Source organism: Saccharopolyspora elongata, from assembly GCF_004348985.1.
GTDB lineage: Bacteria > Actinomycetota > Actinomycetes > Mycobacteriales > Pseudonocardiaceae > Saccharopolyspora > Saccharopolyspora elongata.
The window spans coordinates 1-23670 of sequence record NZ_SMKW01000012.1 but is presented as its reverse complement, the minus strand read 5'-3'; the positions used below and the strand labels follow the sequence as shown (position 1 = coordinate 23670).

Genomic DNA, 23670 nt, shown 5'->3' with positions numbered 1-23670 from the left:
GCGACCGCCGCACGTCCCGGGAGCGGGAGTACCGCGCCGTACGATCACCGGTATGGCCGAGTCCCTGGACGCCGCCGACCTCGACCTGGTCGCGGCACTGCAACGCGCGCCGCGCGCCGGTGTGCGGCTGCTGGCCGACGTCCTGGACATGGCGGCCAGCACCGTCAGCCGGCGGCTGACCCGGCTGGTCGAGGCGCGGCTGCTGAAGGTGATCGGCCAGCTGAACTGGTCGGTGCAGCCCGCGCACCCGCAGCACCTGTGGATCTCCGCGCAGCCTGGCGCGGCCGGGCAGGTGGCCCGCGAGGTCGCGGCGCTGCCGGAAACGCAGTTCGCGGCGATCACCTCGGGGCGGTCCGACGTCTACTGCATCCTGCAACCGGCCGACCGCGCCGCCAACGCGGACCTGATCACCGAGCGCGTCGGCGGCATCCCCGGCGTCGCCGCCAGCCACACCGAGATCGCGCTGCGCTCCTACGCCTCGGCGGCGACCTGGCAGCTGGACCGGCTCACACACGAGCAGGAAACCCGGCTGCGCGCGGAGAACCCGGCCGTCCGGCAGGACGTCCGGGCGGAGCTCGGCGAGGACGAGCGGCGCGTGGCGCGGGCGCTGCAGGAGGACGGCCGGGCCAGCGCAGCCGACATCGCGCGCCGCCTCGACCTGAGCCAGTCCACCGCCTACCGCATCGCCCAGTCCCTGCTGGAGCGCGGCATCGTGATCCCGCGCGTCGAGATCGAACCGGCGGTGCTCGGCTATCCGCTGGAGGCGGTGATCTCGCTGACCACCGAGCTGCGCGCGATCACCGGCATCGCCGCCGAACTGGGCCGCCACCCCACGGCGCGCTTCGTGTCCACAGTGGCGGGAACGGCGTCGATGATCTACCACGGGGCGTTCCGCGACGAGGACGACCTCGCGGGCCTGCTCACCGGCGACCTGGCCGCGCTGGAGGGCATCAAGTCCGTCGAGGTGGCCGTCGTCCTCCGGGTGCTGACCCGCTACTGGCTGCCCCGCGAGGGGGTCCGGCTGGCGTAGTCGGCGATTTCGGCGGAAACCGGAGTGCCGATTCCCACGGAAACCGCCGCGCCTCAGGTCTCCGCGCCGACGTAGTCGAATTCCCAGGTGCCGTCCGGTCGCCTCCTGCCGCGCTCGTAGATCAGCAGTGGCGGCACGGCCTGGGAATTGCGGGCCCGCGCGGGGAACGTGATGCGCGGTACCGGTTTGCCCGACACGTCCGCGGAAACGGCGACCTCGTGGCCGTCCTCCGGCCCACCGCGCAGCCGGACCCGGATCTCTGCCACGCGAAGCTCCCTTCTTCGGACCAGCAATGCCGTGACCGGCGCCTCATCGGCGACGACACCGCTTCGACCAGGATGCCCGGAACGAGGTTCCTGCTGTCACTGGATCGTGTGGCCGGAAGGGAAGTCGTCAGATCATCTCGGTGATGTTGGGCTCGACGTCGAGGAGCGCCCGGCCGAACAGCTCCGCGTTGCTGGCCGGGTGGGCGAGCGCGTGCCGGGCGGCGGTCTGGACGTCGCGCAGGATCGCGTGCAACGGGTCCGATTCGGACAGCGCCGACGCACCGTAGGCGGAGACGAGCCCGTCGACGGCTTCGCGGCACTGCTGGATCGCGTGGCTGGAATGCTGCCGCAGCCGGGCGCGCTCCAGGTAGCCCGGGTGGGTCCCGGACAGCGCGTGGCCGTCGACCACCGCCGCCGACCGGTCCGCGATCAGCCGGGCGACGTCGATCTTCGTCGACGCCTCCGCCACGGCCAGCTGGAACGCGGTCGAATCGCGCTGCCGCTGGTAGCTGGTGAACGCGATGCCCTTGCGGCCGGCCTGCGACAGCACGTGGTCCAGCGCCTCCTCGGCCATGCCGAGCAGCGGGGCGATCAGGAACGTCGCCAGCGTCGGGACCACGGCGGTGCGGTAGCGCGGGGAATCGTTGCGGCGGCGCGTGAACACGCCCCGCGTCGCCGGCCCCCGGCGCAGCAGCCGGTGGTCGGGGACGAACACGTTCTCGCCGATCAGCAGGTTGCTGCCGGTGCCGCGCATGCCGAGGGTGAACCACGTGTCCTTGACGCGCAGCTCGCTCATCGGGACCAGCCCGAACGCGGCGTCCGCCGGCTCGTCGCCGTGCGCCGGCAACGACATGCCGAGCATGGCCCAGCCGGAGTGCAGGCAGCCGGAGGCCGGCGCCCAGCTGCCGCTGACCTGCCAGCCCCCGTCGACCCGCTCGGCGGATGCCTTCGGCGTGAGCACCTGGCACACCTTGGTGTCCGGGTCGGCGCCGAAGACCTCTTCCTGCGCCTGGTCGGGGAAGAGGCCGGTCAGCCAGTCGCCACAGCCGAGGATCAGTACCAGCCAGCCCGCGGCGGCGTCACCCCGGGTGACCTCGGCGGTGGCGTCCATGATGGTGCGCAGGTCGGTTTCCAGTCCGCCGAACCGGCGCGGCACCCACGCGCGGAACAGGCCCGCCTCGTCGAGCGCGGCGATCGACTCGTCGGCGAGCCGCCGTTCCTGTTCGCCTTCGGCCCGATGCTGCTCCAGCAGCGGCCGCAGCGCCGCCGCCCGCTCGACGAGATCCGCCCGCGCACCGGTCCCCATGGTCGACCTCCAAATCACACTGATCGACGATCAGTGTGCACCGGCCGTCACTCGGTCGTGCGGCCGGTCCGGGAGGCGATCTCAGCCCGGGGTGACCAGGACGTGGAGGGTCCGGGGGCCGTGCACGCCCTCGACCCGGTTGAGCTCGATGTCGCTGGTGGCGGACGGGCCGCTGATGAACGTCATCGGCCGGGTCGGGTCCAGCCGGCGCAGCGCGGTCGGGACGTCGTCGGCGACCTGGGATTCCCCGACGACGCAGATGTGCACGTCCGGCACCAGCGTCGCCGCCCGGCGCCCCTGGCCGGGGCCATGATCGAGCACGATGGTGCCCGTCTCGGCGATGCCCACCACGGCCGTGGTGATCACGGCGTCGATGCGCTCCAATCCCGCCGTGTCGATGTCCGATCCGTCGTCCACTTGCCCGAACTCCGAGCTCAGCGCGTCATACCACTGTTGTGGTACCCCAGTTGGGGCGAGTACCCGGCGGGCACCCGCGGCGCGCGCGGCGGCCACGATCGCGGCGGGCAGCCCGCCCGGCTCGACCCGCTCCACCGTCGCCCGGTAGTCCGCGACCCGCTCGCAGAACAGGCCCACCAGATCCGCCGCCGGGCGTTCGGTGCGGTAGTCGCGCGGAATGCTCGACACCGGAACCCGCTCCGTCTGCACCAGCGCCGAGCGCACCCGGCCCAGGATCGCCTCGCGCGCCGAATTCCCCGCACTCATCGCGACTCGCCTCCTCGGTTGCGCTCCCACCAGGAGCGGAAGGATTCCTCGGCCGGAGCCGGCGCGTCCCGCGCATCGGTCCAGCGGGACAGCGGTGGGGGCAACCGGCCGATGGTGCCCTTGCGGCCGATGACCCGGCGGCTCAGCGCCGCCACCCTCTCGGCCGCGGCCAGCCGCTTCGCGTCGCCGAACACCCAGGACGCCAGGCCCATCAGGGCGTCCATCGGCTTGGACCGCCAGCCGTGCTCCTCGACGACCCGGGTGCGCAAGTGCACCAGCAGGTCGGGGATGTTGATCGCGACCGGGCACACGTCGTAGCAGGCGCCGCACAACGAGGACGCGTACGGCAGCGATTTGTCCACTTCGGACGCCGTCCCGCGCAGCTGCGGCGTCAGCACCGCGCCGATCGGGCCCGGGTACACCGAGCCGTAGGCGTGGCCGCCGGTGCGCTCGTACACCGGGCACACGTTCAGGCAGGCAGAGCAGCGGATGCAGCGCAGCGCCTGGCGGCCGACCTCGTCGGCGAGCGCGTTGGTGCGGCCGTTGTCCAGCAGCACCACGTGGAACGACTGCGGCCCGTCCCCGGCGGTGACGCCGGTCCAGGTCGAGGTGTAGGGGTTCATCCGCTCGCCGGTGCTGGAGCGCGGCAGCAGCTGCAGGAACACCTCCAGGTCCTGCCAGCGCGGCACCAGCTTCTCGATGCCGACCACGCTGATCAGCGTCTCCGGCAGGGTCAGGCACATCCGGCCGTTGCCCTCGGACTCCACGACCACCAGCGTGCCCGTCTCGGCCACCGCGAAGTTCGCGCCGGAGACGGCGACCTTGGCGCGCAGGAACTTCTCCCGCAGGTGCCGACGGGCGGCCTCGGCCAGCCGGGCGGGCTCGTCGGTGAGGTCCGCGGGCGCGGGCGCGCCGACCTTGCCCATCTCGCGCTGGAAGATCTCGCGGATCTCGGCGCGGTTGCGGTGGATCGCGGGCACCAGGATGTGGCTCGGGGTGTCGTGTCCGAGTTGGACGATCAACTCGGCGAGGTCGGTCTCCCAGGCGTCGATCCCAGCGGCCTCGAGGGCTTCGTTGAGCTCGATCTCCTGGGTGGCCATCGACTTGACCTTGACCACCTCCCGCTCGCCGGTGGCCCGCACCAGGTCCACGACGATCCGGTTGGCCTCGGCGGCGTCGCGCGCCCAGTGCACGGTGCCGCCCGCCGCGGTCACCGCCGCCTCGAACTGCTCCAGGTAGTTGTCCAGGTTGGACAGCGTGTGCGCCTTGATGGCCGCGCCGGCCTCGCGCAGCTCCGCCCAGTCGTCGAGCTCGCCGACGACGCCGGCGCGCTTGTCCCGGATCGTCGAGGTCGCGTTCGCCAGGTTGTGCCGCAGCTGCGAGTTGGCCAGCTCCCGCTTCGCGGCCTGCGGGAACGCTGGCATGCCCAGGTAGGTGCCGGTCACCGGTCGATCCCTTCCGTCGAGGCCAGAATCTCGGCCAGGTGCATCACCCGGATCCCGGAGCGCTGCCGGGACAGCAGCCCCCCGATGTGCATCAGGCACGAGGCGTCCCCGGCGCAGAGCACCTCCGCATCGGTCTCGCGGACGTGCCGCGCCTTGTCCGCGCCCATCGCCACCGACACGTCCGGGTTCTTCAGCGCGAAGGTGCCGCCGAACCCGCAGCACTGCTCGGCGGCGGGGAGCTCGGCGAGCTCCAGCGACCGCACCGCGCGCAGCAGCCGCAGCGGCTTGTCGCTGACCCGCAGCAGCCGGGCGGAGTGGCAGGTGGGGTGGTAGGTCACCCGGTGCGGGAAGTACGCGCCGACGTCGGTCACGCCGAGCACGTCGACGAGGAACTCCGACAGCTCGTGGACCTGCGGAGCGATGCTTGCGACGGCGCGGCTGAGCCGCTTGTCGCCCTCGGCGACCATCGCGTGCTGGTGGCGCACGGACGCCACGCACGATCCGGACGGGGCGACCACGGCGTCGTAGTCGGCGAAGGCGTCCACGAAGGTCCGCACCGAGGAGATCGCCTGCTTGCGGTAGCCGGTGTTGGTGTGCATCTGCCCGCAGCAGGTCTGCGCGGCCGGGAACTCGACCTCGCAGCCGAGCCGCTCCAGGACCTCCACCGTGGCTTTGGGCGCCGCCGGGAAAATCGCGTCCCCGAGGCAGGTAGCGAACAACGCCACCCTCATACCCATCACTCCATTCGATTCGCGTCCGTTCACCGTGGAAGCATCCACGACAGGACGTTGGACTGCAGGAAGACGAGGACGCACAACGCGAGCAGCAGCCCGACGCTCCACTTGAGAACGTTGCGCAGGATCGTCGCCTCGGAACCCGCCATGCCGACCGCGGTCGCGACGATCGCGAGGTTCTGCGGACTGATCATCTTGCCCATCACGCCGCCGGAGGTGTTGGCCGCGACCAGCAGGGCGGGGTCGACCCCGATGCGTTGCGCCGCCACCTGCTGCAGGCTCGCGAACAGCGCGTTCGCGCTGGTGTCCGAGCCGGTTACCGCGACCCCGAGCCACCCGAGCACGGGCGAGAGGAAGACGAACGCGGTGCCGACCCCGGCGATGGCGATGCCGATCGTGGTGGTCTGCCCGGACTGGTTCATCACGTAGGCCAGCGCGAGAACGCTGATGATGGTCAGCCCCGACCAGCGCATCGACACCACGGTGCGCCCGAGTTCGGACAGCGCGGCCGGCAGCGAGATCCGGTAGGTCAGTGCGACACCGAAACCGCAGAGCAGCAGCAGACTTCCCGGCGAGGACAACCAGCTCAGCGTGAACACCGTGGTGCTCGACGGCGCGCCAGAGGCAGACAGCAGCGCGCCGTGCAGGCCGGGCCACGGGATCTTGACGTCGGTCGCGGCCAGCGCGGCACCCGCCGGCTTCCACAGTTTGACGACCGAGAACACCGCGACCACCAGCAGATACGGGAACAGCGCGAGGAAAATTCGCCCGCTGCTCAACCGCTGCGTGGTCGGCTCGGCGGTCTCCGCGCTGCCGGTGATGCGGGCGCGGGCCTCGGCGCTGCCGCCCGGCTGCCAGAACCGCAGCAGCACCACCAGCGCGACGGCCCCGACGAGCGAGGACACGATGTCGGTCAGCGGCACCGAGATGTAGTTGGCGCAGACGAACTGCGCCGCGGCGAACGCCGCTCCGGTCACCAGCGCCGCGGGCCACGTCTGCCGCACGCCGCGCCGCCCGTCGACGACGAGCACCAGCAGGACGGGCACGAACAGCGCCAGCAGCGGCGTCTGCCGGCCGACGACCGCACCGATGTGCTCGAACGGGATCCCGGTGAGCTCGCCGGCGGTGATGATCGGCGTGCTCAGCGCGCCGAACGCGACCGGCGCGGTGTTGGCCAGCAGCACGGTGACCGCGGTGCGCAGCGGCGGGAAGCCGACCGCCACGAGCATCATGCCGGTGATCGCGACCGGCGCGCCGAAGCCCGCCAGGGCTTCGAGCAGGCCGCCGAAGCAGAAGGCGATCACCACGGCCTGGATCCGCGGGTCCGGCGACAGCAGGGCGAAGCAGGCGCGCAGGTCCTCGAAGCGGCAGCTGCGCACGGTCAGCTGGTAGAGCCAGATCGCCGTGACGACGATCCACAGGATCGGTAGCACGCCGAAGGCGGCGCCCTGGCCTGCGGAGAGCAGCGCCAGGTCGGCCGGCATGCCGTAGCCGAGCACGGCGACCAGCAGCGCGGCCGCGAGCCCGGCGACCCCGGCGAGGTGCGCCTTCACGCGCAGGACGCCGAGTAGCACGAACACGGTGAGCAGGGGTATCGCCGCGGCGAGGGCGGACAGGCCGAGGCTGCCCGCGATCGGGGCGGTGACGGGTTGGTACACGACGCGACACCTCTCTGTGCCGTTGACCATTCTATGGTCGGACCAAAGGCTGGCGGTACCATAGGTAACGCTGGTGGCGTTTGTAAAGGGGAACGGATGGCCGAGGCCGACGAGCGGGGCGGGAACTGGCGCCCGGTGGCTCGCACGCGCACCTACGAGCTGGTCATCGACCGGATCGAGGAGCAGATCGTCAGCGGCCAGCTGCACGTCGGCGACCGCCTGCCGCCCGAGCGGGAACTGGCGCAGATGCTCGGCGTGAGCCGGGCGGCGGTGCGCGAGGCGTTCCGCGCGCTGGAAGCCCAGGGCGTGCTGCGCATGGCGGTCGGCACCGGCCCGGACTCCGGCACCACGGTAGCCGCGCTGCCGAGCCAGGCCCTGACCCGGCTGCTGAGGCTGCACGTCGCGCTGGCGAACTTCCCGGTGGCCGACGTCGTGCAGGCGCGGATCATGCTCGAACGCGAGAGCGCGCGCAACGCCGCGCAGCGCGCCACCGTGCCGGAGCTCAAGGAACTGCGCGAACTGCTGGACGAGATGGACGACCCCGACTGCGACCGCGAGCGGTTCAACGACCTGGACACGGAGTTCCACGTCGGGATCGCTGAGGCCGGTGGCAACCGGCTGGTCGCGGACATGACGATCGCGATCCGCGAGTCGATGCGCCGCCCGCTGCTGGCGGCCTTCGACGAGCTCGGCGACAAGTGGTACCCGATCGCCGACCGGCTGCGCCACGACCACCGGCTGATCCACCAGGCGCTGGAGTCGGGCGACGCCGCCGCGGCCGAGGACCACGTGGAACGCCACATCCGCGGCTTCTACCGCGACGGCTGGGCCCCGGAACTGAGCTGAAGCCGGAACCTCAGCGCGAAACCGCGCGGGACTGCGGGGCGACCGCGAGGTCGGCGCTGATCCGGGCCGCCGTCGCCTGCAGCGGCGGCAGGAGGTTCTCGCGGGCTTCTTCCGGGCTGGTGCGGGAGGCGTGCGAGGAGATGTTCACCGCCGCCACCACCTTGTTCGCCCGGTCCCGGATCGGCGCGGCGATCGAGCGCAGGCCCGCTTCGAGCTCCTGGTCCACCAGCGCCCAGCCCTGCTCGCGGATGCGGGCCAGCTCCTCCTCGAACGCCGCCGGGGTCGTGATCGTGTGCGGGCCCAGCGGCTCCAGGTCCACTTCGGACAGATAGGCGTCCAGGGCGGCGGGCTCGAGGTCGGCGAGCAGCACCCGGCCCATCGACGTCGCGTAGGCGGGGAACCGGGTGCCGATGTTGATCGACACCGTCATGATCCGCGAGGTGGGGACGCGGGCGACGTAGACGATGTCCGGGCCGTCCAGCACCGACACCGACGCCGACTCGTGCACCTCGGTCACCAGCCGCTCCAGGTGCGGCTGGGCGATCTCCGGCAGCGACACGCTGGACAGGTAGGCGAAGCCCAGCTCCAGCACGCGCGGGGTGAGCGCGAAGACCCGGCCGTCGGTCCACACGTAACCGAGGTGCACCAGGGTGTGCAGGAACCGGCGGGCCGCCGCGCGCGACAGGTCGGTCGCGCGGGCGACCTCCGACAGCGTCATCTCCGGGTTGGACTCGTTGAACGCGCGGATCACCAGGAGCCCGCGCGCCAGCGACTGGACGTAACCGCCGCTCGTGTCGGACACGGGTTCCATGGCGTTTCTCCTGCTTCAGTCGGACTGCTCGTCGCCGAGGATCGTATTGGCGATCGCGAAGGCGCTGTTCGCGCGGGGCACCCCGGCGTAGATCGCGACGTGCATGAGCACCTCCCGGATGTGCTCCGGCGGGACGCCGTTGCGGCGGGCGGCCTTCACGTGCATCGCGAACTCGTCCTCGCAACCCACGGCCGCCAGGATCGCCAGCGTCAGCATGCTGCGGGTCTGTCGGTCGACGCCGTCGCCGCTCCACAGCTCGCCCCACGCGTAGCGGGTGATGAAGTCCTGGAAACCCTCGGTGAACGGGGTGATCTTGGTGTTCGCCCGGTCCACGTGCTCGTCGCCGAGGACCTGCCGGCGCACCTGCATCCCCTGGTCGCGCCGGGTTTCGTCGTCGAGGCGTTCGGGCATCACAGGCTCCTCGTGAAGTGGTCCAGCAGCAGCCGGTTGACGGCCTCGGGCTGTTCGGCGTTGGCGAGGTGCGCCGCCGGGGAAAGCACCTCCAGGCGGGCGCCCGCGACGGCCGCGGCGATCTGCTCCGCGTGCGCCGGGGGAGTGGCCGCGTCCTCGGCGCCCGCGATCACCAGCGTCGGCGCGGTGATCTCGCCCAGCTTCGGCAGCAGGTCCATGCCGGCGATCGCCTCGCAGCAGCCCGCGTAGCCCTCGTCGTCGGCCGCGGCGAGCATGCCGCCGAACTTCTCGACGACGTCCGCCCGCTCGGCCAGGGCCGGGGTGAACCACCTCGGCAGCGACGGCTCGACCATCGCCTGCGTGCCCTTCTCCCGCACCAGCGCCGCACGGTCCCGCCACATCGACGCGGGGCCCAGGTCGGCGGAGGTGCAGATCAGCGCGAGCCGGTCGATGCGCTCCGGCGCGTGCTCGGCCAGCCACATGCCGGTCATGCCGCCCAGCGAGACCCCGGCGAAGTGGGCCCGGCGGATGCCGAGGGTGTCCAGCAGCGCGAGCACGTCGCCGCCGAGCTGCTTGAGCGCGTACGGCCCGGGCTTGCCCGCGGTGCCGCCGTGGCCGCGCTGGTCGTAGCGCAGCACCTGGAACTCCTGCGCCAGCGCGGGAACCTGCTCGTCCCACAGCGTCAGGTCGGTGCCCAGCGAGTTGGACAGCACGACGACCGGCGCGCCGTCGGGTCCGGTCAGCTCGTAGTTCAAGTTCACGGGTTCTCCAGTTCGGCATGTGCGGCTAGGGCGCGGTCGACGAAAGAGGCTCCAGCGCCGAGGTAGTCGGCGGGCTCGGTCGCGGCGACTACCTCGGCTTCCGAAAGCACCGCCCGCACCTGCGGATCGGCCAGCAGTTCCGCGCGCAGCGTCGTGCCCTCCTGCACCGCGCGGCGGCACAGCCGGGCGACGAGGGCCTGCGCCTCGGTGCGGCCGAGACCGGCCATCAGCGCCCCGGCCGCGCTTTCGGCCATCACCAGACCGCCGGTGAGGGCGAGGTTGGCGGCCATCTTCTCGGGGTGCACGCGCAGTTCCGCCAGCAGCCGCCGGGCCTGCGCGGCCGCCGCGGCGACCAGGCGCAGCAGTTCGGTCAGCGGTTCCCACTCGGACTGCCAGGCCCCGGCGGCGCGCTCGTACTCCTGCGGCATCGCCGACAGCAGGGTCGCCACCAGGCCGGGCGCCCGCCGGGTCGCGGCGGTGATCAGCACCGCCGACACCGGATTCTGCTTGTGCGGCATGGCGGAGGACCCGCCCGCCTTGCCCTCGGCGAGCTCGCCGACCTCGGTCTGCGCGTGCAGCTCGACGTCCAGGGCGATCTTGCCGAGCACCCCGGCCGCGGTGCCCAGCGCCCCGGCCAGTTCGGCGACCCGGGTCCGGTCGGTGTGCCAGGGCACGACGGGTTCGGCCAACCGGAGTTCGGCGGCGAGCAGCCCGACGACCCGGACGCCGTCGGTGCCGAGCGAGGCGAGCGTGCCCGCGGCGCCGCCGAGCTGGACGGCCAGCCGCTCGTCCTGGATGCGGCTGAGCGCGGCGATGGCTTCGTCGAGCGCGGTGAGCCAGCCGGCGCAGCGGCAACCGAACGTCGTCGGCAACGCCTGTTGCAGCAGCGAGCGGGCGATCATCACGGTGTGCCGGTGCCGTTCGGCGAGCCTCGCGCATTCGGCCGCCGCGGCACGCAGATCCGCGATGATCAGGTCCAGGACGTCGCGTGCCACCAGCATGGCGGCGGTGTCGATCACGTCCTGGCTGGTCGCCCCGCGGTGCACGTGGGGCTTCGCCTCGGCGCCCACCAGGGCGGTCAGGTCCCGCACCAGCGCGATCACCGGCGTCGCCGACGACACCGTGCGTTCGGCGATCGAGCCGACGTCGAACAGCTCGGCCCGGCAGTGCCGGGCGATCTCCTCGGCGGCCGGGACCGGGATGACCCCGGCCTCGGCCTGCGCCGAAGCCAACGCCGCCTCGAAGCGCAGCATTGCCTGCAACCAGGCGGAACCGCTGGTCCGCTCCGCCGCCGCCGGCGTGCCGAACATCGGCCCGAACAGGTCGTCAGACCGCGAAGAAGACTGTTTCGCCATCGCCCTGGATCCGGATGTCGAAGCGGTAGCCGCGGTCATCGGCCGCCGCGACCAGCGTGCCGCGGCGCGCCGTGTCCACTGCAGACAGCACCGGGTCGGCCGCGTTGGCCTGCTCCTCGTCCGGAAAGTAGACGCGGGTGACCACCCGGTTGAGCATGCCGCGGGCCAGCACGGTGACGTCGAGGTGCGGCGCCTCGGTCGCGCCGTCCGGCGTGGGCAGCGGGCCCGGCTTCACGGTGCGGAACCAGAACCCGCCGTCGGCGTCGGTCGGGCACCGGCCGAATCCCTGCCACGACGAGGACTCCGGGCGAGGGTCGTCGGGGTGGTCGAACCGGCCGTGCTCGTCGGCCTGCCAGATCTCGACCACGCCGTCCGGGATGGGATCGCCGTTGCCGTCGGTGAGCCGCCCGTGCAGCACGAACGCGCCCGGGTGCTCGGCGGCGACGACCTCCTGGCCGCCGTCCCAGAGGATGCCGCCGGGCAGGGCGTAGAACGGGCCGACCGTCTGCGACGGCGTGGTGGCCGGGGGCTTGGGGGCAGCCATCAGTCGTCGTCCTCCTCTTCCTCGTCCTCGAACACCGAGCCCTCCGGGCCGCGCAGCACGATGTCGAACTTGTAGCTCAGCGCCCACTCCGGCACGGTCGTGTCGAGGTCGAAGCGGGAGATCATCCGTTCCCGGGCCTGCTCGTCGCGCACCGAGTTGAAGATCGGGTCCTGGTGGAACAGCGGATCGCCGGGGAAGTACATCTGGGTGATCAGCCGCTGGGTGAACGCCTGCCCGAACAGCGAGAAGTGGATGTGCGCCGGGCGCCACGCGTTGTCGTGGTTGCGCCACGGGTAGGCGCCGGGCTTGATGGTGATGAACTCGTAGTTGCCGTCGGCGTCGGTCATGCACCGGCCGGTGCCGGAGAAGTTCGGGTCCAGCGGCGCCGGGTGCCGGTCGCCCTGGTGCCGGTAGCGGCCGGCGGAGTTGGCCTGCCAGATCTCCACCAGCGTGTTCGGCACGGGCTTGCCGCCGGAGTCCAGCACGCGGCCGCTGACGATGATGCGTTCGCCCAGCGGCTCGCCGTCGTGCTGCACGGTCAGGTCGTGGTCGCGCTCGCCGCAGCGGTCCTGCCCGAGCAGCGGCCCGGTGATCTCGGTGAGGTACTGGGGCAGGTACTGCAGCGGCTGCTTCGGGTAGCGCAGCGCGGACGAGCGGTACTCGGGGGTGTTCAGCGCCGGGTGGGACTGGTCGTCGCTGCCGTACTCCGGCAGGATCAGCCCGGCCGGCGACCGGGTCTCGTGTGTGGTCATCGCAGCTCCTCTTGCGTCCAAGCTGTCAGGCGGGCAGGACGACTGCCAGTCCCGGGCCGTGCACGTCGGTCATTTCGCGCCGCCGATCGTCGCCTTGAGCTCCCGCAGCACCGTCAGCTCGGTCTCGGTCGGCGCCTGCAGCACGGTCGGCTCGTCGACGACCTTCAGCTGCCAGCCCACCGCTTCCCGGGCCTGCTCGACCGTCGAGCCGGGGCTGAGCTGGGTGAGGGTGAGCTCGCAGGTCTCCGGGTCCGGCTCCAGCACGCCCAGGTCGGTGATCACCTTGACCGGGCCGCGGCCCCGCAGGCCGAGCTCCTCCCGGTCGCCCTTGCCGGTGCCGTAGCCGACGGAGGTGACGAAGTCGACCTTCTCCACGAAGCTGCGCGGGCTCATCCGCATCACGATGAGCACCTCGCGGCAGGACGCGGCGATCTCGGGCGCGCCACCGGCGCCGGGCAGCCGGACCTTCGGGTTGGCGTAGTCGCCGCCGATCACGGTGGTGTTGATGTTGCCGAAGCGGTCCACCTGCGCGCCGCCGAGGAAGCCGATGTCGATGCGGCCGGGCTGCAGCCAGTAGTTGAAGATCTCCGGCACGCCGATCACGGAGTCGGCGGTGTCGGCCAGCACGCCGTCGCCGATGGACAGCGGCAGCCGGTCGGGCTTGGCGCCGAGCGTGCCCGACTCGTAGATCAGCACCAGGTTCGGGGCGTGCGTGCGGCGCGCCAGGTTCGCGGCGGTGCTGGGGAGGCCGATGCCGACGAAGCACGCCGCGCCGTCGCGCAGGGAGCGGGCGGCGCCGACGGTCATCATCTCGTCGGAGGTGAATTCGGCGGAGCTCATCGGGCACTCCTCTCAGTGCTGAGGACCTCGGTCGCCAGCCAGTCCTCGAACTTCTCGCGGTCCCGGCCGATCGGGTCCCACTGCTGGTAGTAGGCGTTGTTGCGCTCGTAGTAGCCCTGCGCGTAGGACGGGGCGGCGCCGCCGGGCACCTCCGCGACGGCGGTGATCACCCACTGCGGCAGCACCACGGCGCCGGGGCGCGGGGTCAGCTCGTCGACGATCTCCTCGACGGTGACCAGGGAGCGCTTCGAGGCCAGCACGGTCTCCTTCTGCACCCCGGTGATGCCCCACATCTGCACGTTGCCGGCCCGGTCGGCCTGCTGCGCGTGGATGATGCCGACGTCCGGGTTGATCGCCGGGACGGCGGCCAGCCGCTCGCCGGTGAAGGGGCACTCGATCATCTTGATGGTGTCGGTCTGCGCCGGCAGGTCGGTGCCCGCGTAGCCGCGCAGCACGGCGAAGGGCAGCCCGGAGGCGCCGGCGGCGTAGCGGTTGGCCATGCCGGCGTGGCTGTGCTCCTCGATCTCCAGCGGCACCGGCCAGGAGTTCTGGATGGCGTCGCGGAAGCGGTGCAGCGAGCCGACGCCGGGGTTGCCGCCCCAGGAGAAGATCAGCTTCCGCGCGCAGCCCGCCCCGATCAGCTGGTCGTAGACGATGTCGGGCGTCATCCGGACCAGCGTCAGGTCCTTGCGGCGCTGCCGGATGATCTCGTGCCCGGCCGCGACCGGGATCAGGTGGGTGAAGCCCTCCAGGGCCACCGTGTCGCCGTCGTGGACCAGCTCCGCGATGGCCTCGTCGAGCTGCAGGATGCGAGCCACCCCGACCACTCCTCGCTGTGCGCATAGTGAACGTCTGTGCTTTCTGCGAACACTACGGCAGCGCGCAGAACCAGGTCAAGGGAAGCGCGTGCGGTTTAGCCAGGTCCGGGCATGCGGGGACCCGGCATGGACGAGGGATCAGCCGACCGGTCGTTCCGGGGCTGCGCGTGCCGCCAGGGCGGCCTGAGGTGGTTGCGTGCTCACGGCGCGGTTACGTCAGAGGTAGCCGGTCTCCGGCAGGTCGTCACCGGGCAGGGCGAAGACGTCGACCGCTGCTTCGGCGGCGGCGGTCGCCTGGAGGTAGCCGGTCTCGCCCCAGGAGAGGAGGTCGCCGGCCTTGCCCGGGTGGACCAGCAGCCGCCGGTAGGTCCGGCCGCTGTCGGGGTCCGGCTCCGGCGGGTGCACGGTGGTGATCAGCGCGGCCATCCGCACCTGGGCGTATGGCGAGATGCCGTCGTCCACGCACTGGTACCCGAGGTAGTGCGGCTCGCCGATGCCGACGGTGACCTCTTCCATGGTCTCCCGCCGCAGGATGTCGACGTACTCGACCTCGCCGGGCTCCGGGCGGCCGCCGGGCAGCGAGTGCTTGCTGCCGTCGAGGCGGATGAGCAACCGGCCGTCCGGGACGAAGAGGAACCCGTACACCTGCCGCACCGGCAGGCCCTCGGGCACGGCGCTGGTGTGCCAGGTGAACTTGGGCATCGCTGCGGGTCCCTTCCACGAAGCCGGAAAAGGATCACCCTAGCCGAGGCGCCCCCGGAAACCCCCGATCGCCGCGCCCCGAACTGCGCCGGTGTGGCTCCTGCGGTGTCGAGGACGATCGCGCGCATGCTCCCCGTTCTACCCGCTACCGCACGGCGCCTCGTGCAGCCTCGGTTGCCTTGTGCAGTGAGTCCACGAGCAGGTCGCGGTACTTCTCGGCCGTTGCCGGGTCGTCGCCGGTGATCGCGTCGTCGATCGCCGACAGCGGCTGGACCGCGTAACCCGTGTACAGGCCCGGCGCGTAGACCATGTGCTTGTACCAGTCCCGGCCGGGCAGGCCTTCCTGCTGGGTCAACGCGCGTTCCTGGGCGATCAGTGCGTCGTTGATTGCGTCGGCGCGCTCGCCGCGGACGCCGTGCGCTTCGCTCTCCAGCCGCTTGGCCGCCGCGTGCCATTCCCGCGCCGCGGCGTAGGCGGGGGAGAGGTCGACGACCTGGCCGTCGGCCTGCTTCTCGTCCAGGTCCCGCAGATGGCCCTCGACCGCTGTCGCGTAGTCGGAGTAGAGCATCAGCGCGATGTCAGAACCGGCCATGCGCAACGCGAAAGTGCCCGCGTACGCGGCGGACGCCTCGTGGTACCGGTAACCGGGGTCGAGGAACTCGCGCATCATGCGCAGGTCGTCGTAGGCGCTGTGGTACTCGCCGCTCGGCGTCGACGTGCCGAACTCGGCCGAGGCGATGCCGAGGTGGTCCAGGAACGGCGTGTAGTCCGAGCCGCTGCCCAGCCGGTCCGGCACCGGGTCCTGCTCACCCGAGGCCTGCTGCCAGTTCCGGTACAGCGTGCCGTGCTCGGGATCGCGGACGTCCTTGGCGATGTCGGCCAGCACGGCGTCGAGCGCGGGGACCGAGCCTGCGGAGAAGTTCTTGCCGCCGCCCGCGCCGTCCATGTTCAGGTACACCAGGGCGTTCTCCAGCAGGTCGGCGCGGTGCTGTTCGACCCATTCGGTCGCGCCCAGCAGCCCGTACTCCTCGCCGTCCCAGCCGGCCAGCACGATGGTCCGCTCCGGTTGCCAGCCGCGGTCGCGAAGTTCGGCCAGCGCCCGCGCCGCTTCCATCAGCGTCGTCCACCCCGACACGTCGTCCTTGGTGCCGTAGGTCCAGGAGTCGTAGTGCGCCCCCAGGACCACCTTCTGCTCCGGGTGCTTCGAGCCGGGGATCTCGACGATCACGTCGTTCACCGGGATCTGCCGGTAGTCGATGTCCAGGTCGAGGTCGACCCGGGTCGGCCCGGGGCCCACCCGGTAGGTCAGGTCCAGGCCGCCCTGCCATTCCGCCGGCGCCTCCGGGCCTTGCAGCGCGGCCAGCAGGTGCTGGGCCTGGCCGTAGGAGATCGGCGTGGTCGGCACGCTCGTCATGTTCTCCGCGTCCGACGGATCGAGGCGGGGCGTGTCCTGTGTGGACGGTCGTCCCGGCGTGAGCGGGTCGCCCGGGTACTGGAAGATGTACTGCACGCTGCCGCGCTGGATGCCGTCGGCGTTGCGCCACGGCCCGTTCGGGTAGACCTCGCCCCGGGTGAAGCCGTCGTCCGCGGGGTCGGAGTACAGGATCACGCCCGCGGCGCCGTGCTCTTCGGCGACCTTCGACTTCACCCCGCGGAAGCTCTGCCCGTAGCGGGCCAGCACGATCTTGCCCCGGACGTCGACGCCCATCTCGGCGAGCCGCGCGTAGTCGTCCGGCAGGCCGTAGTTGACGTAGACGACGTCCGAGGTGGCTTGGCCGGCAGGCGAATAGGCGTTGTAGCCGACGACCACGTCCTCGAAGTTCTCGTGCCACGGGTAAGGAGGTTCCTTCACCTCCAGCTCCCGCCGCTGCGGGCCGGTCATGGTCACCGCGATGTGCTGCGGCACCGAGGCGTAGACGCTGTAGCTCTCCAGTCTCGCGTTCAGGCCCCACTTGGTCAGCTCGTCCACCGAGTAGTTCGCCCTGCGCTCGGCGCCTTCGGTGCCGACCCGGCCGGGGTAGGTGGACATCGCTTCGCTCATCCGCGCCGCGCTGTCGGCATCGACCTCCCGCTGCAGCGCCCGCTCCCAGGACCGCAGGTCATCGGGTCCGCCCTGCGCGGTCGCCGGCGAGGTCTGCGCGGTGAGCCCGACCACGAGTGCCGTGGCCAGCGCCGCCGAACCGAACAACCACCTGCGGGGCCGGAGCGGTGCGTGCTGGGACATCCGTCCTCCTGAATGCCGTGGCATGCAGCGAGCAAGATTCGGTTAGCAAGACGAAAGGTACAAAGGGCTATCCGGCCGCACAACGATCACCACTCGTTTGCCCGGGTTACTCCTCGGTCGGGCCACCGACGATGCCGAGTCGGGTGCACGTCGGGGCGTCCAGGTAGTCCAGGGCCAGGCGGCGGAAGACGTAGTCGGGGAAGGAGTGGGCGTAGCCGATGTCCGCATCGGACACCGGGCCGCGCGGTTCGAACTGCATGCCGGCGTATTTCGCCACGTAGGTCTCCAGCGGCACACCGTGCTGCAGGCCCAGCGAGACGGCGGCGAACAGGCTGTCCAGGAAGCCGCTGAGCGGGCTGCCCTGCTGCTCCACGCTCACCCAGACCTCGCCGAGCTTCCCGTCCGGGTAGGCGTTGGTGGTCAGGTGGCCCGTGACGCCGCCGATGTCGAACCGGAGGGTGTAGCCGCGGCGGCGGCGCGGCGGGTGCTGCCGGGCAGCGCTCTGATCCATCCGGATGACCCGGCGCCTGCGGCGCGCCGGGGCGTCGGTGCGGGCCATGCCAGGGGTCGCTCCTTCGTGGGGTCGTCCTATATGGACAATGCGGGACGGTACCGCAGCGCTGCGCCACCGCCGCGCCCGGGCGGCCGCTTCACGCCTGGCGCCGCGCGCGCAGCGTCCCGTTCGACAGCACCACATCGGTGCCGAACGCGGCGCTGATCCGGGCCAGGGTGGCGCGGAGCCAGTCGGCGTCGGCGGCCGATGCGGGGTGCAGGCACATCTGCCTGGCCTGCATCGGGAGCATGCGCAGGTCGACGAGTTCGCCGCCCGCGTCCAGCGACGCGAAGAACAGCAGGCGCAGATCGTCGCGGTACTGCTCGTAGCCCGGGATGCCCTCGTAGTCGTCGATGAAGTCGCCGCAGCCGTAGAGCACGAGCCGGTTGTGGTAGATCTCGATCGGCCGTGGGTGGTGCGAGGAATGCCCGTGCACCACGTGCACCCCGCCGTCGATCAGCCGGTGCGCGAAGCGGACCTGGCCGGCCCCGACGCGGTACTGCCAGTTCGTGCCCCAGTGCAGCGAGACGACCACGACGTCGCCGGGCCGGGTCCGCTCGCGGATCTCGCCGGCGATCTCGGCGGCGCGCCGGTCGGAGAGGTCCGGCAGGAAGTTGACGCCCGACCGCTTCGCGGTCGCCGCCCAGCTCGCCGGGATGCCGCTGCACGCGGCGCCGTAGCCGAAGACCACGACCCGGCCGCGAGGCGTGCCGATCACCGCCGGTCGGCGCGCCTCCGCCGCGTCGTGCCCGGCGCCCACCCAGCGCAGACCCGCCCCGGACAACGCATCGAGCGTGTCGTCGAGCCCCCGGCGGCCGAAGTCCAGGACGTGGTTGTTGGCGAGGCTGCAGACGTCCGGATGCCCGGCGGTCAGGCAGCCCACGTTCGCCGGGTTCATCCGGTAGTGCACGCCCTTGCCCGGGGCGAACTCGCCGCTGCAGGTGATGCTGGATTCCAGGTTGATCACCCGCACGTCGGGCGCGGCGACGTCGAGAGCGCGCAGTGCGTCGCCCCAGGGCCAGGCGAAGCCGACGGGCTTGGTGATCGGGCCGTTGCGCGCCTCGGCCGCCGCGACGTAGCTGCGCGCGTCGTGCAGGTACGCCTCGTGCAGGCCCGGATCGCCGGGGTGCGGCAGGATCTGGTCGACGCCGCGGCCTGGCATCACGTCGCCGCACAGGAAGAGCCGGATCGGGTCCATTCCGTTCACGGCGCCAGCACGACCCAGACCTGACCGGGCGCGGGCAGCAGCGGCTCGCCCGACGGGCCGGTGTAGGTGGCCGCGGCATCGGGTGCGGGCCGGGACCAGGTGCCTTCGAACGATCGCCCGTCGCGGAGCACCGAGACCGCGCCGCTGCCGATCGTTTCGGCGATCGGGGACGGGTTGCCCGCGGCGTCGCGGATCGCCGACTCGCGGACCTTGACCCGCTCGATCACCACCGTCGGCGGGCCGAGCCGCCCGCCGTCGACCGACGCGAACGGCGCCCCGTCCATCGAGGCCAGCCACCGGTGCTCCTCGGCGGACCACTGGAAGCCGACGGTGGCGGAGGGGTAGGTGACCTCGTAGTGGTCCGTCGGCGTGCCGCCGCCGGGGGTCGGCCCGGCGACGATCCGGTTCTGACCCGGCCAGGGCGCGCCGGGCGGCAGCTTCGCCGGGTCGAGGAACAGGTTGTGCGGGACGGTGCGCGACTCGTCGCGGGTGTAGGCGGCGGGCTGGTGCCCGTCGGAGGCGTCGGTCACCGGGGCCGCCGCGATGAGCGGCAGCAGTTCGGGAGCCGCACCGGAGTACGCGAGCGTCGGGTGGCCGAACTGGGGGAGCAGCACGGCGTCGGTCTCCCGCGCGCTGCGCACCGGCCCGATGGTCGGCGGCTGGTGCGAGGCGAAGATCGCCAGCAGCCGGCTGTAACCGCCCTCGACCGGCTCGACGTAGATCACGTCGGCGGCGCCGATGCCGACCGGCGGCCGGGCATCGGCCACGTTGTCGATCTTCACCGCGAGCACCGGCGGGCCCGGCGGCGGGATCCCGGCGGGTGGCGGGGCGGTGCCGCTGGTGGCGGGCTGCTGTTCCGGCGGCGCAGGGGACCCGGCGCGCGGTGTCGAGAACAGGCCGCAGGCGGCCGTGCCGAACACCGCGAGCAGGATCAGCGCCGCTGCGAACAGCGTGCGCGTGCGCCCGCGTCGCATCGTTTCTCCCGGCATTCCCTCCGCGCTCCAGGCTACGCCCGCAGTGCGCCTGCCAGGGCGCGAAAGCGGGTCAGCGCCAGGCGAAGACCGGTTGCTCCAGGTCGGCGACGCGGGTGTCCCGGCCGTGCAGCACGACCTCGCGGAACTGGTGCAGGACCGCCGCCGTGGGGGCGTGCACCAGGGTGTCCAGCAGCGGCAGCTGGATGACCGGCCGGTCGGACTCGGCGATGGCCACGAACCGGGGCGCGATGTCCAGCTCGGACAGCGTCACCAGGTCCACTCGCGCGACCTCGTCCGGATTCGGCGACAACTCCGGCGCGGAGCCGATCCACACCACGATCGGCGAGATGACATAACCGGAGCGCGTCGCGTAGTCGTCGAGCCGCCCCAGCACGTCCTGCTCCCGCGCGGCCACGCCCAGCTCCTCGCTCAGTTCTCGCAGCGCGGCCTGCCGTGCGTCCTCGCCGGGATCGAGCCGCCCGCCCGGCAGCGCGAACTGGCCCGCGTGCGCGCGCAGCGTCGCGGCCCGGCGGGTCAGCCAGATGCCCAGCTCGCCGCCGTCGCTGGCCAGGGTGATCGCGACCGCTGCGGCCCGGCGGCCCTGCAACGGGATTCGCCTGGTGCGGAACCGGGCCAGGCGGGCCGCGATCTGCCGGCGCGCGTCGTCCGGTCGCTGCGGGAGGGTGGCGAGTTCGTCGACCATCGCGGTCCTACCTTTCGATCGGGTGCCAGGGGACCGGTCAGCCGGGTGGCAGGCCGCGGCCCAGTAGGTCGAAGGCCTCGTCCAGGAAGTCGTGCAGGTCGGTGTCCGGGTCGGCCTCGTGCCAGGACTGGATCGAACTGCGCATCGCCGTGATCGAGGTGGCCGCCAGCAACCGGACGTACCGGTCCGCGCGGTCTCGCCCGAGCCGCTGCGCGAGCCCGTCGGCGAGCGCAGCCTCCAGAGCGCGCGAGGCGAGCACGATCCGGCGCAGCGCCTCGGGGTGGTCGCGCAGCAGCCGCGCCTGGTCGCGCCAGATGGGCGCGGCCATCGCGGCGTCGATGGCTTCGCCGAGCGCGACGTGCGCCACCTGCAGCGGCGAGCGCTCGGCGGGCTGGGCCAGGATTCGCCGCGCGGTGCTCGCGACGCTCTCCGGATCCCAGGGCACCAGCACTTCTTCCTTCGCGGTGAAGTAGTTGAAGAAGGTGCGCGGGGAGACCTCGGCGCGGGCGCAGATGTCCTCGACGGTGACCGCGTCCATGCCGCGGTCCAGGAACAGCCGGACGGCCGCCTGTTGCAGGGCCTGCCGGGTCGCCCGTTTCTTGCGCTCGCGCAGCCCGCACGCCTGCTCGGCATCCGCGCTGCTCGCGGCCGTCGTCCTGGACATCGGGGGCGTCCGTTCCTCTCGTCGGGGCGGCCGTCTCAGCCTAGTGCCCGGTTTCCGGCATCTCCGACAAACCGATGTTGCACCCGTGCATTTTTGCACAGACTGCAGAAATACGTTAGGGTCGCTAACCGTCAATGGGGTAGTTCTCGCCCTCGGCCGGGCGATCCGAACCAGTGCAGCGCCGCACCCCCGTCCCGTCGTGAGGAGGCTTCTTGACCGAGGCACAGCCGAGCTCACTGGTGCGCACCCTGGCATCGGCGCTGTGGTTCCCGATGTTCTTCATCGTCGGATTCATGGTGTGCTACCTGCTGCCCTTCCACGCCCCGGCGCCGCACAACATGCCGGTGGCGGTGGTCGGCGAGCAAGCGGCGCAGCACCTCGACGCCGCCTTCGCCCAGGCGATGCCCGGCGGCATCGACGTCACAGCGGTACCCGACGAGCAGGGCGCGCGCGACGCGATCCTGCAGCGCCAGGCCGTCGCCGCCTACGACCCCGCGGACGGGCAGCTGTTCTACGCGAAGGCCAACGGCTCGGCGCTGATGATGGTGCTGCAGCAGGTGTTCACCCCGATCGCCACGGTCGGCGGCCACCACCTGGCGCTCCTCGACCTCGCCCCGGCCGCGCCCGGCGACGTCATGGGCACCGGCCTCTTCTACGTCCTGCTGGCGATGAACATCCCGCCCTACATCACGGTGATGATGCTGCTGCGCGCCGCGCTGACCACCCGGCAGAAACTGCTGGCGCTGGCCGGAGTCGGCGCGTTCGCCTCCGTGGTGTGCTACTTCGCCGCGCTGTCGATGGACGTGATCTACAACGAACCGGTCCTGATGCTGATCGGCTTCCTGCTAACCCAGGCGGTCGCGTGGACGACGTTCGGGCTCGTGCCGTTCGTGAAGCAGTTCATCCCCGGCGTGGCCATGGGACTGTTCGTGCTGCTGAGCATGCCCTCCAGCAGCGGCGCCATCCCGAAGGAACTGGTGCCGGTGTTCTTCCAGTCGCTGCACCGGTTCCTGCCGCTCGGGCAGGCCGTGGACTCGATGCGCGGCGTCCTGTACTTCAACGGCGCGGGAGCCCTGCCCGCCGTCCTCGGCCTGGCTGCCTGGTGCGCGCTGGGCGTCCTGCTGGTGGTGTTCAACCAGCTGCGCATGAAGCGGAAGAAGGCCGCGGACCCGGAAGCGGTGACCACCGCGGGCGCCTACGAGCACGAGGACGATAGCGAAGTCGTGGTGGACCCGGCGATCGAAGCACCCCGGCCCAAGCACCACCACACCCTGGCCGGCACCGTGCGGGCCGCCGGCGGAGAGCCGGTGCCCGGCGCCATCGTGACTGTCACCGACCCGACCGGCGGTCAGCTGGCGCACCTGGTGACCTCGAACTCGGGCGAGTACGAGGTGCACGATCTGCCCCGGCAGTACGTCACGGTGGTCGTCTCCGCGCCGGGCATGCGACCGGCGGTGGACCGGGTCGCGGTGCGGCCGGGACGCATCGCCGGCTACGACTTCGTCCTGGAGCCGGAAGCCCGGCACCACCGGATGGCCGGTGCGCGCTGATCAGCCGTCGGCCGGCGGGTGGCGCACGATCAGGACCTCCTTGAGATCCGCCACCGCGCTGCCGTCGTCGCGGGTGACGGCGGTTTCGCGGACCACGAACTCCAGTTTGCCGTTCTTTTTGGCGTAGACGTCGGTGATCACCGGGCGTAGCACCAGGGTGTCGCCGGCGTGGGCGGTGGAGTGGTAGGTGAACCCCTGCTCGCCGTGCAGGACGTGGCGTAGGTCGACGCCGAGATCGGCTATGAAGCCGAAGGAATCCGGGCCTTGCAGGGTTAGGCCGAACAGGAACGTCGGCGGTACCGGGAGATCTGGGTGACCGGCGGCTCGGGCGGCGGAGCGGTCGGTGTAGATCGGGTCCGTTTCGCCTATCGCTGCCGCGAACTGTTGGAGGCGGCCCGGTTCTATCTCTGCCTCGATCTCCGGGAGGCGCTTGCCGATCACCGCTGGATCGATCGCCATCTTTTGGGCGTCCTTTGCTGGGTGGGGTTGGGGTTGGGATCGTACGGGGGGTTTGGGGGTTGGGGGGTTCGGGCCTTTGGAGGGGTTGGGGTTTTGCTGGGGTTTTGGTTGGAGGTGGGGCGGGGTTGGGACTTTTAGAGGTTTGGTGTGTTTTGGGGCCATCCCCGCGATGGGTGGATCGTGGGGCTGCGGGCCGGAGGTCAAGCCCGGCCTAGCGGCCGCCCCTTCGGGGTTTCAGCCTTGACATCCGACCCGCAGCCCCGGGGCGGCTTTGTATCGCGGGGATGGCCCGGAGTGGGCTGGCGGGGTGGCGGCTTGCGTTGCGGGGTGGCCG

General features: G+C 71.8%; 25 protein-coding genes. 3 read left to right on the top strand and 22 right to left on the bottom strand.

The window, feature by feature from the left end; translation table 11 throughout:
- Positions 1-52: 52 nt before the first annotated feature.
- Positions 53-1030, top strand: a complete 978-nt coding sequence (locus E1288_RS11635) for an Lrp/AsnC family transcriptional regulator (RefSeq protein ID WP_132484186.1) — start codon at positions 53-55, stop codon at positions 1028-1030.
- A gap of 53 nt (positions 1031-1083) precedes the next feature.
- Here the strand turns inward: E1288_RS11635 and E1288_RS11630 are convergent, their stop codons facing one another.
- The 6 genes from E1288_RS11630 to E1288_RS11605 form a co-directional block, all read right to left on the bottom strand.
- Positions 1084-1296: a hypothetical protein gene (locus tag E1288_RS11630; RefSeq protein WP_132484184.1), complete on the bottom strand. Its 213-nt coding sequence runs from the start codon at positions 1294-1296 to the stop codon at positions 1084-1086.
- 127 nt (positions 1297-1423) lie between these two features.
- Positions 1424-2602, bottom strand: a complete 1179-nt coding sequence (locus E1288_RS11625) for an acyl-CoA dehydrogenase family protein (protein ID WP_132484182.1) — start codon at positions 2600-2602, stop codon at positions 1424-1426.
- 81 nt (positions 2603-2683) lie between these two features.
- A complete protein-coding gene (locus tag E1288_RS11620) occupies positions 2684-3325 on the bottom strand; it encodes a LutC/YkgG family protein (protein WP_132484180.1) in 642 nt (213 codons plus the stop codon).
- Entirely contained in the window at positions 3322-4749 is a 1428-nt protein-coding gene (locus E1288_RS11615) for a LutB/LldF family L-lactate oxidation iron-sulfur protein (protein ID WP_132484377.1), read from the bottom strand. Before E1288_RS11615 ends, E1288_RS11620 begins: the two co-directional genes overlap by 4 nt.
- 17 nt (positions 4750-4766) lie before the next feature.
- Positions 4767-5501: a (Fe-S)-binding protein gene (locus tag E1288_RS11610; protein WP_132484178.1), complete on the bottom strand. Its 735-nt coding sequence runs from the start codon at positions 5499-5501 to the stop codon at positions 4767-4769.
- Positions 5502-5530: 29 nt separating this feature from the next.
- Positions 5531-7162, bottom strand: a complete 1632-nt coding sequence (locus E1288_RS11605) for an L-lactate permease (protein WP_132484176.1) — start codon at positions 7160-7162, stop codon at positions 5531-5533.
- 96 nt (positions 7163-7258) lie between these two features.
- On the opposite strand from E1288_RS11605, the gene E1288_RS11600 reads away from it, so the two are divergent.
- Positions 7259-8008, top strand: a complete 750-nt coding sequence (locus E1288_RS11600) for a FadR/GntR family transcriptional regulator (protein WP_132484174.1) — start codon at positions 7259-7261, stop codon at positions 8006-8008.
- Between the two features lie 10 nt (positions 8009-8018).
- On the opposite strand, the gene E1288_RS11595 is transcribed toward E1288_RS11600, so the two are convergent.
- The 15 genes from E1288_RS11595 to E1288_RS11525 all read right to left on the bottom strand — a co-directional run bounded on the left by E1288_RS11595 (position 8019) and on the right by E1288_RS11525 (position 21327).
- Positions 8019-8819, bottom strand: a complete 801-nt coding sequence (locus tag E1288_RS11595) for an IclR family transcriptional regulator (RefSeq protein WP_132484172.1) — start codon at positions 8817-8819, stop codon at positions 8019-8021.
- A 15-nt stretch (positions 8820-8834) separates the two neighbouring features.
- The gene (gene pcaC, locus E1288_RS11590; protein WP_132484170.1) at positions 8835-9230 is read right to left on the bottom strand and encodes a 4-carboxymuconolactone decarboxylase; all 396 of its coding nucleotides are present in this window, start codon (positions 9228-9230) and stop codon (positions 8835-8837) included.
- Positions 9230-9991: a 3-oxoadipate enol-lactonase gene (gene pcaD, locus E1288_RS11585; RefSeq protein ID WP_132484168.1), complete on the bottom strand. Its 762-nt coding sequence runs from the start codon at positions 9989-9991 to the stop codon at positions 9230-9232. Before pcaD ends, pcaC begins: the two co-directional genes overlap by 1 nt.
- Entirely contained in the window at positions 9988-11346 is a 1359-nt protein-coding gene (gene pcaB / locus E1288_RS11580) for a 3-carboxy-cis,cis-muconate cycloisomerase (RefSeq protein WP_235883495.1), read from the bottom strand. The genes pcaD and pcaB overlap by 4 nt, the downstream gene beginning before the upstream one ends.
- Complete coding sequence (gene pcaG / locus E1288_RS11575) at positions 11318-11890, bottom strand: protocatechuate 3,4-dioxygenase subunit alpha (RefSeq protein WP_132484166.1); 573 nt, start codon at positions 11888-11890, stop codon at positions 11318-11320. Before pcaG ends, pcaB begins: the two co-directional genes overlap by 29 nt.
- Entirely contained in the window at positions 11890-12642 is a 753-nt protein-coding gene (gene pcaH / locus E1288_RS11570) for a protocatechuate 3,4-dioxygenase subunit beta (protein WP_132484165.1), read from the bottom strand. Before pcaH ends, pcaG begins: the two co-directional genes overlap by 1 nt.
- Before the next feature lie 69 nt (positions 12643-12711).
- Positions 12712-13482, bottom strand: a complete 771-nt coding sequence (locus E1288_RS11565; RefSeq protein WP_132484164.1) for a CoA-transferase subunit beta — start codon at positions 13480-13482, stop codon at positions 12712-12714.
- Entirely contained in the window at positions 13479-14300 is an 822-nt protein-coding gene (locus tag E1288_RS11560) for a CoA transferase subunit A (protein WP_132484163.1), read from the bottom strand. Before E1288_RS11560 ends, E1288_RS11565 begins: the two co-directional genes overlap by 4 nt.
- Positions 14301-14516: 216 nt before the next feature.
- Positions 14517-15002, bottom strand: coding sequence for an NUDIX domain-containing protein (locus E1288_RS11555; protein WP_132484162.1), 486 nt, complete (start codon positions 15000-15002; stop codon positions 14517-14519).
- Positions 15003-15147: 145 nt separating this feature from the next.
- A complete protein-coding gene (locus tag E1288_RS11550; protein ID WP_132484161.1) occupies positions 15148-17226 on the bottom strand; it encodes a M28 family peptidase in 2079 nt (692 codons plus the stop codon).
- A gap of 106 nt (positions 17227-17332) precedes the next feature.
- Complete coding sequence (locus E1288_RS11545) at positions 17333-17785, bottom strand: TSCPD domain-containing protein (RefSeq protein ID WP_132484160.1); 453 nt, start codon at positions 17783-17785, stop codon at positions 17333-17335.
- Positions 17786-17876: 91 nt separating this feature from the next.
- The gene (locus E1288_RS11540; protein ID WP_132484373.1) at positions 17877-18977 is read right to left on the bottom strand and encodes a CapA family protein; all 1101 of its coding nucleotides are present in this window, start codon (positions 18975-18977) and stop codon (positions 17877-17879) included.
- A gap of 5 nt (positions 18978-18982) precedes the next feature.
- Positions 18983-19960 carry a DUF3048 domain-containing protein gene (locus E1288_RS11535; protein ID WP_132484158.1) on the bottom strand — a complete coding sequence of 326 codons (978 nt, stop codon included), beginning with the start codon at positions 19958-19960 and terminating at the stop codon, positions 18983-18985.
- Positions 19961-20030: 70 nt separating this feature from the next.
- Entirely contained in the window at positions 20031-20663 is a 633-nt protein-coding gene (locus tag E1288_RS11530) for an NUDIX hydrolase (RefSeq protein ID WP_132484156.1), read from the bottom strand.
- A 37-nt stretch (positions 20664-20700) separates the two neighbouring features.
- Positions 20701-21327: a TetR/AcrR family transcriptional regulator gene (locus E1288_RS11525; protein WP_132484154.1), complete on the bottom strand. Its 627-nt coding sequence runs from the start codon at positions 21325-21327 to the stop codon at positions 20701-20703.
- A gap of 212 nt (positions 21328-21539) precedes the next feature.
- Between E1288_RS11525 and E1288_RS11520 the strand changes: the two genes are divergently transcribed.
- Positions 21540-22877, top strand: coding sequence for a carboxypeptidase regulatory-like domain-containing protein (locus E1288_RS11520; protein ID WP_207954300.1), 1338 nt, complete (start codon positions 21540-21542; stop codon positions 22875-22877).
- Here the strand turns inward: E1288_RS11520 and E1288_RS11515 are convergent, their stop codons facing one another.
- A complete protein-coding gene (locus E1288_RS11515) occupies positions 22878-23336 on the bottom strand; it encodes a MaoC family dehydratase N-terminal domain-containing protein (protein WP_132484152.1) in 459 nt (152 codons plus the stop codon). It lies immediately after the preceding gene.
- Between the last annotated feature and the right edge of the window lie 334 nt (positions 23337-23670).

Coding starts and splice junctions, on each gene's coding strand:
- E1288_RS11635 (WP_132484186.1), top strand. CDS start 53: ATGGCCGAGTCCCTGGACGCCGCCGACCTCGACCTGGTCGCGGCACTG.
- E1288_RS11625 (WP_132484182.1), bottom strand. CDS start 2,602: ATGGGGACCGGTGCGCGGGCGGATCTCGTCGAGCGGGCGGCGGCGCTG.
- E1288_RS11620 (WP_132484180.1), bottom strand. CDS start 3,325: ATGAGTGCGGGGAATTCGGCGCGCGAGGCGATCCTGGGCCGGGTGCGC.
- E1288_RS11615 (WP_132484377.1), bottom strand. CDS start 4,749: ATGCCAGCGTTCCCGCAGGCCGCGAAGCGGGAGCTGGCCAACTCGCAG.
- E1288_RS11610 (WP_132484178.1), bottom strand. CDS start 5,501: ATGAGGGTGGCGTTGTTCGCTACCTGCCTCGGGGACGCGATTTTCCCG.
- E1288_RS11600 (WP_132484174.1), top strand. CDS start 7,259: ATGGCCGAGGCCGACGAGCGGGGCGGGAACTGGCGCCCGGTGGCTCGC.
- E1288_RS11595 (WP_132484172.1), bottom strand. CDS start 8,819: ATGGAACCCGTGTCCGACACGAGCGGCGGTTACGTCCAGTCGCTGGCG.
- pcaC (WP_132484170.1), bottom strand. CDS start 9,230: ATGCCCGAACGCCTCGACGACGAAACCCGGCGCGACCAGGGGATGCAG.
- pcaB (WP_235883495.1), bottom strand. CDS start 11,346: ATGGCGAAACAGTCTTCTTCGCGGTCTGACGACCTGTTCGGGCCGATG.
- pcaG (WP_132484166.1), bottom strand. CDS start 11,890: ATGGCTGCCCCCAAGCCCCCGGCCACCACGCCGTCGCAGACGGTCGGC.
- pcaH (WP_132484165.1), bottom strand. CDS start 12,642: ATGACCACACACGAGACCCGGTCGCCGGCCGGGCTGATCCTGCCGGAG.
- E1288_RS11565 (WP_132484164.1), bottom strand. CDS start 13,482: ATGAGCTCCGCCGAATTCACCTCCGACGAGATGATGACCGTCGGCGCC.
- E1288_RS11555 (WP_132484162.1), bottom strand. CDS start 15,002: ATGCCCAAGTTCACCTGGCACACCAGCGCCGTGCCCGAGGGCCTGCCG.
- E1288_RS11550 (WP_132484161.1), bottom strand. CDS start 17,226: ATGTCCCAGCACGCACCGCTCCGGCCCCGCAGGTGGTTGTTCGGTTCG.
- E1288_RS11545 (WP_132484160.1), bottom strand. CDS start 17,785: ATGGCCCGCACCGACGCCCCGGCGCGCCGCAGGCGCCGGGTCATCCGG.
- E1288_RS11540 (WP_132484373.1), bottom strand. CDS start 18,977: ATGGACCCGATCCGGCTCTTCCTGTGCGGCGACGTGATGCCAGGCCGC.
- E1288_RS11535 (WP_132484158.1), bottom strand. CDS start 19,960: ATGCGACGCGGGCGCACGCGCACGCTGTTCGCAGCGGCGCTGATCCTG.
- E1288_RS11530 (WP_132484156.1), bottom strand. CDS start 20,663: ATGGTCGACGAACTCGCCACCCTCCCGCAGCGACCGGACGACGCGCGC.
- E1288_RS11525 (WP_132484154.1), bottom strand. CDS start 21,327: ATGTCCAGGACGACGGCCGCGAGCAGCGCGGATGCCGAGCAGGCGTGC.
- E1288_RS11515 (WP_132484152.1), bottom strand. CDS start 23,336: ATGGCGATCGATCCAGCGGTGATCGGCAAGCGCCTCCCGGAGATCGAG.